Raw genomic sequence first — 12,700 nt, forward strand, 5'->3', positions numbered from 1 at the left:
CTCAGTGCCGGCCGCTCAGTGCCGGGCGCTCAGCGCAGGCGGCCGGCGCCGGCTCCCGCCGGGACCAGGTGCCGCAGCGCCCTGGCCGGGTGCACGCGCGTGACCAGCGCCGGCGTCCAGCCGGCGTCCGTGCCGAGTGCCGTGCCGTTGGCCGTGTTGTACGCCGCCACGACGTCCACCGGCACGCCGTCCACGAGGTTGTCCATCGCCGTGATCGCCGTGCCGTTGAACACGGTCAGCACCTTCTCGGCGGCGATCCCGTCGAAGGCGTTGGCGTTGGCGTAGACCTTGGAGCCGAAGCCGACCCCGATGCTGTAGCCGTCCCCCGCGCCGCCCTTGTAGTAGTTGTTGTAGACGTGCACCTGGCCGAACCGCACCCGCGGCGTGCGCTGGCCGAGCGACTCGAAGTGGTTGTGGTGCAGGGTGACCTTGAGCTTGTCCGCCTCGGCGTACCGCGCCGGGTTGTCGGTGTTGCCGATGAGGGTCACCTTGTCGTGGCCGCTCAGGTGGTTCCAGGACAGCGTCACGTAATTCGCGCCGCGCACCACGTCGAGCAGGCCGTCGTGCACCTGGTACGGCCGGCCGAAGTACAGCGGCTGGCCCGAGTCCGGGTTGTCGCCGTCGTTGAGCGTGTTGTGGTCCAGCCAGACGTGCGTGGAGCCGGAGACCTCCACGTTGTCGAAGGAGGCGTTCCAGTTGCCCTCGGCGCCGTCGGTCGGGTCCCACTGCGGGAAGCAGTCGGCGGTGTCGGTGATGGTGAGGTTGCGCACGATGACGTTGTCGGCGTTGCTGATCCGCAGCCCGAAGCTCTTCAGCGCCGCATCCCTGCCCAGGCCCATGAGGGTGACGTTCGAGCCGATGGTGACCGTGACGTGCGCGGCCATCTTGGCGTACGACGCCTTGCGGGCCTCCTCCAGCGGCCCCGACGGCACGCTGTCCCTGCCCCAGACGGCCGGGTCGTAGGCGGCCAGGTAGGCGGGCAGGCTGTAGCCGTCCACCGCGTAGTCGTCGCAGGTCAACGGGTTGCCTGCGGCGTCGGTGTCGGCGTCGATGGCGCCCTTGACGTAGATGATCCGCGGCCTGTTGTCGGCGGTGCCGCCCAGCGCCGCCAGCAGCTCGGCCCTGGTGGAGACGGTGTGCACGTCCTCGCGGCGGGCGGCCGAGCCGCCCGTGGTGCCGGTCGTGGCCGCCGCCCAGCCGTCGCCGCGCGGCAGCACCTCGCGGCCCGGCTCGTGCCCGGGGGCGGGGGCGTGGGCGGGGCGGCGGACCGGGTTCCAGCCGTCGGCGCCCGCCAGGTACCGCTCCGGCGTGAACGCCCTGGCCTGCGCCGCGGTGAGCTGCGGCCGGTCGTCGCCGACGGCCGCGCCGGGCCCGTGGTTGCGGTACTCCGACAGGCGGGCCTCGCGCCAGTTCAGCCCCGACATGTCGGTCCAGGGCGCGTCCTTGACCTGCTGGCCCAGCCACGACTCGCGCACCACCACCTGGCCGCGTGCCGTGGCGGAGCCGCCGGCCGGCCACGGGCGGCCCAGGTGGACGGTGCGGGCGGGCGCGTCGCTGATCAGGTGGCTGCGGTGGATCAGGAAGCCGTACGGGTTGGCGAGCTCCGTGCTGGCGGCCGTGACGTAGCCGTTGTCGTCCGTGCTGCCCCGGTTCAGCGACTTGATCACGCAGCGGTCGAACACCGCGGTGGCGCGGCCGAAGATGAAGTCGACGTCGCCCTCGACGTAGCAGTTGTGGAAGTACTGCCGGGCCGTGGTGGTGGCGGAGGCGGTGTTGGCGTACAGGGTGTCCTGGTTGCCGAGGAACCTGACGTTGTCGTACACCTGCCGGTCGCCCGTCGTCCTGACCGCCACCGCCTGGCTGTTGCCGTGGGCGGCCTCGTCGTAGGAGTTCTCGAAGGTGAGGTTGCGGGCGGTGAAGTCGGGCGCGCTGATCACGTACGACGCGCTGCCGGAGGTGCCGTACGGGCCGGAGCCGTCCGGCTTCTGCTGAGACGCGGCGGCGTCGAACGTGAGCACCACCTGGCGCGGGTCGCGGGTGTCACCGGCCAGCGTGATGTGCGGCTTGTCGGCCGGGATGACCACCTGCTGCCTGTAGGTGCCCTTGCGGACCAGGATGGTGACCGGCCGGGTGTTGCCCGCGGGCACGGCGTCGACGGCGTCCTGCACGGTCGTGTGGTGGCCCGAGCCGTCGGCGGCCACCACGATCGTGGTGCGGGCCGCGGCCGCCGCCGCGGGGGTCACCGCGGGGATCATCGCGGGGACCATCGTGGTCGCGAACAGGGCCAGGGCGATCATCGGAGGGAGTAACGGAAGTCGCATGCGCGGGCCTCGACACAGAGTGCGGCAATCGGTTGCATGAAACGTTCGCCCAATCCGTTCACTCCGTCAAGGACCTGCAGTGAAACTGCACCCTTGCTGGAACAAGCGATTGCAGTGCACTCCTGGTTCGGGTGGGGTGTATTGACCGGGCATCGGGGGCGCTCTACAGTCCGCCTGATATTTATCGGCATTTCCCTGAAACTTTCATTCTCCGGATGCCCGAGGAGCCCCGTGCGCGCCCTGACAGCCCTGCTGGTCGCCGTCCTGTCATGCCTCGTGACACCGGGGCTCCCGGCCCGCGCGGCGGCCGACCTCGTCTACGACTTCGAGGACGGCACCACCCAGGGATGGGGGCCGCGCGGCGACGGCGTCTCCGTCACCGTTTCCGCCGAGGCGGCCCGTACCGGGACCGGGGGCCTGCTCACCGCCGGCCGCACGGCCACCTGGCACGGCGCGTCCCTCCCCGCGCCCTTCGCCCGCGGCCTCGGCTACACGGTGACCGCCTACGCCCGGCTGGCCCCGGGGCAGGCGGCGAGCACGATCGCGATGACCGTGCAGCGCACCCCGGCCGGCGGCGAGACCACGTACGAGCGGGTCGCCGCCGCCACCGTCACCGACGGGGAGTGGGTGCGGCTGTCGGGCGGCTACCTGTTCACCACCGAGTCCACCGGCGTGCAGCTCTACGTGGAGAGCTCCGACGCCGCCGCCGGCTACCACCTCGACGACATCGTCATCACGCCGCTCGGCGATCCCACGCGCGAGCCGATCACCAGCGACTTCGAGGACGGCACCGCCCAGGACTGGTCGCCGCGCGCCTCGGCGTCCCTCTCCGCCGGGACGGACGCGGCGCACGCCGGCACCCACGCCCTCGCCGTCACCGGCCGCTCCGCCTCCTGGGACGGGCCCGCCCGGAACGTGCTGGGCCGGATGGGCAAGGGCGACAAGTACGCCCTGTCGGCCTGGGTGCGGCTCGGCCCCGGCACCGCCTCCGGCCGGCTCGGCCTGTCGATCGAGCGCCGCACCGGCGGCACCCCCACCTACGAGCGCGTCGTGGCGCCGAAGGACGTGCCTGCGGGGGAGTGGGTGCGGCTCGCGGGGACGTACACGCTGGCGCACGACGTGGACTTCCTCAGCCTCTACGTCGAGTCCGACGCCGGCACCTTCCCCTTCTACCTGGACGACTTCACGATGACGTACGTCCGGCCCAAGCCCATCCAGACCGACCTCCCCTCGCTCAAGGACGAGGTGCCCTTCACCATGGGCTCGGCCTTCACCCGTGCCGGGACGTTCGGCGTGCACGGCGAACTGCTCGCCAAGCACTTCAACGGGGTCACCCCCGGCAACGAGCTCAAATGGGACGCCACCGAGCCCAGGGAGGGCGAGTTCGCCTTCGCCGACGCCGACCACCTGGTCGGCTTCGCCACCGGGCACGGCATGACCGTCCGCGGCCACACGCTCGCCTGGCACAGCCAGACCCCGGCCTGGGTGTTCGAGAACGCCACCAAGGAGGTGCTGCTGCAACGCCTGGAACGGCACGTGCGCACCGTCGTCACCCGCTACAAGGGCCGGATCGCCGTCTGGGACGTCGTCAACGAGGTCATCGACGAGAACCAGCCGGACGGGCTGCGCCGCTCCCCCTGGTACGAGATCGCCGGGCTCGACTTCATCCGCACCGCCTTCCGCGTCGCCCACGAGGCCGACCCGGACGCCAAGCTGTTCATCAACGACTACAACACCGAGTTCCCGCGCAAGCGCGAAGCCCTCTACAGGCTGGTCGAGCGGCTCAGGAACGAGGGCGTGCCGATCCACGGCGTCGGCCACCAGCTCCACCTCAACATCGAGCACCCGCCCGCCTCCGAGGTCGAGGCCACCATCGAACGCTTCGCCCCGCTCGGCCTCGACCAGCACGTCACCGAGCTGGACGTGAGCGTCTACACCGACTTCGTCTCCACCTACGACACGATCCCGCCCGAGCTGCTGGTCCGGCAGGGCCACCGGTACAAGGAGCTGTTCGACGTCTTCCGGCGGCAGGCCGGGCGGCTGAGCTCGGTCACCGTGTGGGGCGGGTCGGACGACGTGAGCTGGCTGCGCTCCTGGCCGATCCCGCGGCTCAACGCGCCGCTGCTCTTCGACGACGACCTCCAGGCCAAGCCCGCGTACTGGGGTGTCGTGGACCCGTCCAGGCTGGAGCCCGCGCAGCGCAGGCTGGCGGCGCCCGCCGCGACGATCCAGGTGGACGGCCGGCGGGACCTCGAATGGGACCTGCTGCCCGACGCGCCGATCGCGCGGGTCGGCGACGTGTCGGCCGGCTTCCAGGCCCGCACGTCCCGCGCCGGCCTCTACCTGCTGGCCGAGGTGAACGACGCCACCTTCGCCAGGGACGACCGCGTCACCTTCACCGTGGACGGCCGCACGCGCACCGTCACCCGCACCGCTCCCGGGGTCAGGCCCACCCCGGCCGGCTACCGCGTCGAGGCGCTGCTGCCCGGCGGCACGGACGTGACCGTGACCGTGCGCGACGGCGACACGGAGATCACCTGGACGGGCGAGGTGACCGCCGCGCCCGCCGTCAAACGCGCCACCGCGCCGCGGCGGACGGCCCCCGTCCTGGACGGGGCGGTGGACCGGGTGTGGGCCGGCGTGCCCGAGGTGCGCACCGGGACCTGGATCGAGGGCTCCTCCGGCGCGACCGCCAAGGTCCGCTCCCTCTGGCACGGCTCCACCCTGTACGTCCTGGCCCGCGTCACCGACCCGGAGCTGAGCGAGGAGTCGGCCGACCCCTGGGAACAGGACTCCGTCGAGATCTTCGTCGACCCCGAGAACGGCAAGACCAAGGGGTACGGCGACGAGGACGGCCAGTACCGCGTCAGCTTCTCCGGCCGCGTCACGGTCGGCGGCACCTTCGACGCGGGCGGGGTCAAGGACAAGGTGCGCGCGGCGGCGCGGACGGCGCCGGGCGGGTACGTGGTGGAGGCGGCCATCGACCTGCCCACGGTCACGCTCGCCGCCGGGTCGCTGCTGGGCTTCGACATCCAGGTCAACGACGCGGCGGGCGGGGCCCGTACGGGGGCGGTGACCTGGAACGACGCCACGGGCCGCAGCTACCTGGACACCAGCCACTGGGGCGTGCTCCGCCTGACTCGCTAGCTCTTTCCCCGGGGTGGGCCGTGTTCGCCCACCCCGGCCCGGGGTCAGACGATCGGGGGGCGGCCGGCGCGGGTCAGGCGGAGCACCGTGCGCCACGACATCGGGCGGCGCCCGCCGTGGCCGCCCTTCAGGCCCTCGCGGAGGCCGGCGAACCAGACGGCGAGGTTGGCGCGGGACCTGATCCTGGCGACGCTGAGCAGGGTCCAGGTGATCAGGTAGAGGGGGATCAGGGGCGCGGGCAGGCGGCGGTAGGCGAGCCAGACCCGGTTGCGGGCGACGAGGCGGTAGTAGGCGGCGTGGCGGGCGGGGTCGGTGGCGGGGTGGTGGATGACGATGTTGGGCGCGTACCAGCCGGTGCGCCCGAGGTCCCACAACTTCCAGCTCAGGTCGATGCCCTCGTGGAAGAGGAAGAAGTGGCCGGGCCAGCCGCCGACCCGCTCGTAGTCGTGGCGGCGCACGAGCACCACGCCCTCGGCCATGACGGTGATGGTGCCGGGACGGGTGGCGTCGCCGGCGCGCAGGCGCGGGACCCAGCGGCGCAGGGTGACGCCGGTGCGGGGGTCGGCGATGCGGGGCTGGACGTAGGCGGCCTCGGGGTGGCGCCGGGCCTCCGCGACGAGCCGGGCGAGCGTGTCGGGGGCGGACAGGACGGCGTCGTTGTCGAAGAAGAAGACGAACTCGCCCGCGTCCTGGCCGCCCAGCGCGTCCGCGCCGACGTTGCGGCCCTGCGGGATGCCCTCGTTGACCGGGAGGGTCACCGTGCGGACGCCGGCGGGCACGTGGTCGGGCTCGACGCCGTTGCCGACGATCACGACGCGCAGGTCGACGTCCCGCTGAGCGAGGACGCTGGCCATGGCCCGGGGGAACGCCTCCGGACGGTCGTTCATGGTGAGGACCACCACGTCCACGGTGCTCTTCTGGCTGGACATCAACTCTCCGGACGTGCGGCGCTCGGCATGGCGTGGCGGTGACACCTGCCGGTGGGGTGGACGAGAGGGCCAGGTCACCTGGTGTTCCCGCGCTCTTAACCCTGCCAACCCTAGCGATCGCACCGGGCTGACGTGCGCGGAATCGCGGGCGTGGCCCCGTCCGGCACCGGGATCGGCCGTGCGCCGTCCGTCCTGGTGGAGGGCCGCGGACGGGGGTGCGGGATCATGGGGGCGGCCTGGTCGTGGGCCGTCAGCTTCCTGTGGAGAATCGATGATCCGTAACCCCGTCCTGCCCGGTTTCCACCCCGACCCGTCCATCCTGCGGGTCGGTGACGACTACTACCTCGCCACCTCCACCTTCGAGTGGTATCCGGGCGTGCGCGTGCACCACTCGCGGGACCTGGTCAACTGGCGTTCCCTGGGCGGCATCCTGAACGAGCGCAGGCTGCTCGACCTGTCGGGCGTGCCGGACTCGGGCGGGGTGTGGGCGCCCGACCTGACGTACGCGAACGGGCTGTTCCACCTGGTCTACAGCGTGATGGACCACTACGCGCACGGCTACAAGGACGTCGCCAACTACCTGGTCACCGCGCCCGCCATCGAGGGCCCCTGGTCGGACCCGGTGCGGCTGCCGGGGCGCGGGTTCGACGCCGCGCTCTTCCACGACGACGACGGCAGCTCGTACCTGCTGACCATGGTCTTCGACTCCCGCCCGGGGCGCGGGTTCGCCGGGATCGAGCTGCAGCCGCTGGCCCTGGACGCGCCGCCGCGCCTCATCCTGGAGAACCGCAACGTCACCGAGGGGCCGCACCTCTACCGGGTGGACGGCTGGTACTACCTGATGGTGGCCGAGGGCGGCACCGGCTACGAGCACCGCGTCAGCGTGCTGCGCTCGCGGTCGCTGGAGGGCCCGTACGAGGAGGACCCGGCCGGGCCGATGCTCACCTCCCGCCACGACCCGGGCCTGGAGCTGCAGAAGGCCGGGCACGGGTGCCTGGTGCGGACGCAGGGCGGCGAGTGGTACCTGGCCCATCTGGCCGCCCGGCCCCACGGGCCGCGCGGGCGGTGCGTGCTGGGCAGGGAGAGCGCCATCCAGAAGGTCGAGTGGGTGGACGGGTGGCCGCGCGTGGCCGGGGGAGTGCCGGCCGTCGAGGTGCCCGCGCCCGGCCTGCCGCCGCACCCCTGGCCGGACGCGGGGGACGACTGGAGCACGCTGCGCCGCCCGGCCTCGCCCGACTGGGTGAGCTTCGACGGCGACCGGGTGACGATCACCGGCGGGCAGTCACCGTACGGGCGGCGCGCCCCCAGCCTGGTCGCCCGCCGGGTGACGGGCAAGAGGTGCGCGTTCGCGGCGAACGTGACGTTCGAGCCGGTCACCGTGCACCAGTCGGCCGGGATCACCGCCTACTACAACTCGCGCAACTGGTACCACCTGGCGCTCACCACCGACGGCCTCGTGCTGACCGGCAGCGATCGCGGCCACCGCACCGTGCACTTCACCGCAGGGGGCACCGCCCGCCGGCTGGGGCTGGAGTTCGACGGCCCGGTGCTGCGCTTCTCCTGCGACGGCGAGGTCGTGCCGGTGGAGCTGGACGCCACGATCCTGTCCGACGAGCACGCCGACGAGATCGTCGACGGGCTGGTGCGCTCCTTCGGCTTCACCGGCGCGTTCGTCGGGCTGTGGGTGCAGGACCTGGCCGGCGAGGGAGGCCGGGCCGTCTTCGAGGACATCACCTATCAGTCGGCGGACGGGGCCGCGGGCGCCGTGGCGGCGGCGCAGGGCGGCGCGTAGGGGCGGCCGGGGACGTGCCGGGCCCACTCGGCCCGGGTGATCGGCGTCCCCGACGTCTCGCAGACGTTCGCGGTCGCCTGCTCCACGTTCAGGCCCCAGAGCTGGGCGCCGGCGCCGGACGCGGCGGCCAGCATGGTGCCGTCGGGGCCGAGCTCCACGTCGGCGGCCGCGCTCCGGCCGCCGAGCACCGCCCACAGGGCGGGGCTGGACGGGGTGACGACGTTCCAGATCCGCACGGTCGTGTCCGCGGAGGAGGTGACGAGCGTGCGGCCGTCGGCGCCGAAGGCGAGCCCGGTCACGTCGGCGGAGTGCCCGGCCAGCTCCGACAGGCGCGTGGGGCGGGCGGTGTCGGCGACGTTCCACAGCCGGACGGTCCCGTCGGACGACGCCGTGGCCAGCGTCCTGCCGTCGCGGCTGAAGCGCAGGTCGAGCACGCGGCCGGGATGGGCGGCGAACGTGATCAGGCCGCGCGGCTCGGCCGGGGTGGAGATGTCCCAGAGCCGTACGGCGCCGGACCCCACGGCGGCGGCCATCAGCCGGCCGTCGGGCCGGAACGCGGCCACGCTCGCCTGCCCGTCGGCCGCGCCGGGCGCGGACACCCGGGTGGGACGGGCGGGCGTGGCGACGTTCCACACCATCCGCCTGCCGTCGCGGCCGGCCGTCAGGACCAGCTTGCCGTCCTGGCTGAACGTCGCGGACAGCACGTCGTCCGTGTGACCCGTCAGCGTGCCGAGCAGCTTCGGGGTCGCGGTCTCCGAGACGTCCCACAGCCTGGCCGTCTTGTCGGCCGAGGCCGTGACCAGGCGGCGGCCGTCGGCGCTGAACGCGGCGGCCAGGACCGGCCCGGTGTGACCGGACAGCGTGGACTGCGGGGTGGCCACCGCCGGGTCGGAGACGTCCCAGAGCCGGACGGTCCGGTCGGCCGAGGCGGTGGCCAGCGTGCGGCCGTCCCCGGCCAGGGCCAGGCCGTTGACCTGCCCGGTGTGCCGGGCGAGCCGGGCGTAGGGGGAGGTGCGGGAGGCGTTGGAGACGTTCCACAGGCGGGCGACGCCGTCGGTGGCGGCGGTGGCGAGGTTCTGGCCGTCCGGGCTGAACGCCACTCCTGTCACCCCGTCGGGGAACCCGGCCAGCGTGGCGGTCCGCTCGGGCGCGCCCGGGTTCTCCACGCTCCACAGGCCGGCCGTGCCGTCGGCGGAGGCGCTGGCCAGCACCGCGCCGTCGGGGCTGAACGCCACGTCGTCGACCGGTCCGGAGTGGCCGCGCGCCGTGCCGACGAGCTTGGTGGCCGTGATGTCCCACAGCTGCACCGCGCCCGTGGCCGAGGAGGAGGCCAGGGAGGAGCCGTCCGGGGCGAAGGCCACGCTCCTGACCGCGCCCTCCGCCGAGGTCAGCGTCGCCAGGCGGGCCGGCTTGGCGGGTGTGCGCACGTCGAGGAGGTGGATGGCGCCGCCGGTGGTGGCCAGCGCCACCAGGCGGCCGTCCGGGCTGAAGGCGGCCCTGGTCACGTCGGAGTCCTGCTCCACGGCGGCGACCTGGGCGGGCCTGGCCGGGTCGGCGACGTTCCACAGCCGCATCGAGCCGTCCGTGGACGCGGTGGCCAGCACGTCGCCCTTCGGGCTGAACGACACCGAGCCGAGCTGCTCCGCGTGGCCCTTGAGGGTGGCCAGGGCGCGCGGCCCCGCGGTGTCGGAGACCTCCCACAGCCGGGCCGTGCCGTCGGCGGAGCCGGTCGCGAGGATCTTGCCGTTCGCGGTGAACGCCGCCGCCAGCACCGGGCCGGTGTGACCCCTGACGACGCCGAGGGCCGCGGGGCGCAGCGGGTCGGCGACGTTCCACAGCCGGGCGGTGAAGTCGCCGGAGGCCGTGACGGCCACCCGGCCGTCGGCGCGGTACGCCACCCGCTCGACCGGCCCGGTGTGGCCGATCATCCGGGCGCCCACCGGGCGGGACAGCGAGCCGAGCAGCGCCCCGCGCGCCTCGGGGGTGGCCGACAGGCGGTAGGCGGTCAGGGCGAGCTGGGCGCCGAGCGAGGTGTCCCCGGCGGCGTTGGCGGCCGTGGCGAGCCGGCGCGACAGCGCCTCGTCGCGCTGCCTGGCCGCCTCGCCCGCCAGGCGGGCCGAGCCGCTGCTCTGGACGAGGGCCACGACGGCGCCGGCGGCGGCGGCGAGGAAGAGCACGGACAGGGAGGCGATGACGCCGCGGGTGATCGTCCGGCGCCGCGACCGCCTGCGCAGGGACGCGTCGAGGAACTCGCGCTCGACAGGGGTGATCCCCGGAGCGCTCTTCGAGGCGGCGGGCGGTGCGGTCACGGCGGCGTGCGCGGTGACGGGCGGTGCGGTCACGGCTGCCCGCGTGGTTGTGGCTGCCTGTGTGGTTGTGGCTGCCCGCGCGGTCGCGGGCAGTGCCGGCACGGCGGCCTGGGCGGTGGCGAGGCGGTCGTCGGTGTAGAGGTAGGACGCGTTCTGGCCGTCGCGCTGCCACAGCTCCGCGTCCTCGGCCAGGCGGCGCCGTACGAGCAGCGCGGCCCGGGTGGTCTCGGCCCAGTTCGCGAGCCGGGGCCAGGCCCGGATGAGCGCGTCGTGGGCGAGCTCCGCCTCCTCGCCGTCCACGGTGACCAGCCGCGCCCGCGCGAACTCGGCCAGCACCTGCCCCTCGACGGAGGCGGGGCCGGGGCTCAGCTCGGCGACCGGGACCCGCCGCCGCATGCCGCCGGCCCGCTCGTCCACGTGGACCAGCGGCACCAGCAGGGCCCGCGCCACCGGCTCGGAGGCGGCGCCCAGCCGGCGCAGCGTCTCCTCGCCGCTCAGCGCCACGGCCCGCGCCACGCCGCCGGCCGCGCGGTAGCCCGCCATGGTCAGCACCCCGCCCGTACGCCGCTGCCAGGTGGCCAGCAGCGCGTGCGAGAGCAGGGCGAGCAGGTCGTCGGAGCCCTCCAGGGCCCGCAGGTCGTCGAGGATCAGGTCGGCCAGGCCGGGTTCGAGCGAGAGCCCCGAGCGCACGGCCGGCTCCTCGATCACCTGGCGCAGCTCGGCCGCGGACAGGGGCGGCACCACCTCGGGCCGCCGCATCGTCTCCAGCAGCCCCGGAAAGGCCGCGCAGCGGCCGAAGAAGTCGCCGCGCACCGCGATCACCACGGCCGCCGACCGGGACAGCTCGGCCAGCGCCGCCACGAACCGCCGCCTGGCCGTCTCGTCGGCGCACAGCGTGAACAGCTCCTCGAACTGGTCCACCAGCACCAGCGTGCGCCGGGGCAGCCCGCGCCGCACCGCGCCCGGGTCGGACTCGATGACCGCGCGCAGCCGTTCCGGGTCGCCGCCGGTGAGCGCCGCCAGCTCGCGCGCCAGCCGCGCCATGGGCCACGCGCCGGGGGTCAGCGTGACGGTCCCGCCCACGTCGTCACCCAGGGCGGGGATCAGCCCGGCTTGCAGCAGCGAGGTCTTCCCGCAGCCGGACGGGCCGGTGAGGACGAGGGGGCCGCCGGTCCCGGGCTCCTGCCCGCCGATGGCCGCCGGGGGGCCCGCGGCGCGCAGCGCCTGGCGTACGCGGGTGGCCAGGGACCTGGCCGGCTCGTCGCGGCCGAAGAACAGGGCGGCCTGCCCGGCACCGTACGCCGCCAGGCCCCGGTAGGGGCTGTTCAGGTCGCCGGGCGAGGAGAGCGGCGGGCCCGGGCGCGTGCGGGGGGCCTGGTGGGCCGGGTTGGCGGCGAGCGGGGGCAGCTCCTTCAGCTCGCCGGCCTGCCGCCGGGGCCGCGGGAACCCCGCCCCGGGCAGGGCGCGCGCCAGGTGGTGGTGCACGTGGTCCAGGGTGAACGCGGCCGGCCCGTCGGGGTCGCCCTCGTTCAGCAGCCGGAGCAGCGCGCCGCTGAGCGCGGTGTGCCGGACGCCGGGCAACGCCCAGGAGTTCTCGTCCCTGCCGGCGGAGGCCAGCACGTACGCCCCCCGCCAGGAGGCGTCGAGCGGCTGCTCCATCGCCTTGGCGGGCACCGGCCGCGCGCCGCCGGTGAAGCAGCAGTCGAGGACCACGACGACCAGCCCGGCCCGCGACCCGGAGAGGATCCGGCGCACCATCGTCCACGGCAGCGCCTGGTGGCCGGGCGGCCCCTGCCCCAGGTCGACCGTGGCGTGCGTGGCCAGGTGCAGCTCGTTGCCGGCGCTGAACAGGCCGTGCCCGACGAAGTGGAACAGCAGCACGCTCGTGGCCTCGCGCGCCGCCCGCTCCAGCGCCTCGCCGAGGTCGGCGGGGGTGGCCGGGTCGACCAGCACGGTCAGGCCGGCGGGCGCCAGGCCCGCCCGCTCCACCAGGCACTGCCCGACGTCGGTGACGGTGGCGGGGACGGCGGGCACCTGCGGCAGCCGCGAGGAGGGCCGGTGGGCGCCGGTGCCGGCCACCACCGCCCTGGCGCCCTCGGCGGCCAGTAACAGAGGGGGACCGTTCCACCTGGAGGCCCGGACGACCCGGGTCTTCTCGAGCGTCGCTGAATCTTCCTCAGTCATCCGGCGCTCCACGCAGTG

General features: G+C 74.4%; 5 protein-coding genes. 2 read left to right on the plus strand and 3 right to left on the minus strand.

The annotated features are described in order from the left end of the window. Positions 1-29: 29 nt before the first annotated feature. Positions 30-2,297, minus strand: a complete 2,268-nt coding sequence (locus IO39_RS56850) for a pectinesterase family protein (protein ID WP_245642185.1) — start codon at positions 2,295-2,297, stop codon at positions 30-32. Positions 2,298-2,552: 255 nt separating this feature from the next. On the opposite strand from IO39_RS56850, the gene IO39_RS24375 reads away from it, so the two are divergent. Beyond that, complete coding sequence (locus IO39_RS24375; protein WP_052423311.1) at positions 2,553-5,468, plus strand: endo-1,4-beta-xylanase; 2,916 nt, start codon at positions 2,553-2,555, stop codon at positions 5,466-5,468. A gap of 44 nt (positions 5,469-5,512) precedes the next feature. Here IO39_RS24375 and IO39_RS24380 read toward each other — a convergent pair whose 3' ends face one another. Then, entirely contained in the window at positions 5,513-6,397 is an 885-nt protein-coding gene (locus tag IO39_RS24380; RefSeq protein WP_043627558.1) for a glycosyltransferase family 2 protein, read from the minus strand. Between the two features lie 271 nt (positions 6,398-6,668). Here IO39_RS24380 and IO39_RS24385 point away from each other — a divergent pair, with 271 nt between their 5' ends. Continuing rightward, positions 6,669-8,189 (plus strand): glycoside hydrolase family 43 protein, encoded by a 1,521-nt coding sequence (locus IO39_RS24385; RefSeq protein WP_043627559.1) that lies wholly within the window; start codon positions 6,669-6,671, stop codon positions 8,187-8,189. Here the strand turns inward: IO39_RS24385 and IO39_RS24390 are convergent. Continuing rightward, the gene (locus tag IO39_RS24390) at positions 8,135-12,682 is read right to left on the minus strand and encodes a caspase, EACC1-associated type (protein ID WP_043627561.1); all 4,548 of its coding nucleotides are present in this window, start codon (positions 12,680-12,682) and stop codon (positions 8,135-8,137) included. The genes IO39_RS24385 and IO39_RS24390 overlap by 55 nt on opposite strands. Positions 12,683-12,700 lie beyond the last annotated feature (18 nt).

The organism is Nonomuraea candida (assembly GCF_000725485.1).
In the GTDB taxonomy this organism is placed as follows: domain Bacteria; phylum Actinomycetota; class Actinomycetes; order Streptosporangiales; family Streptosporangiaceae; genus Nonomuraea; species Nonomuraea candida.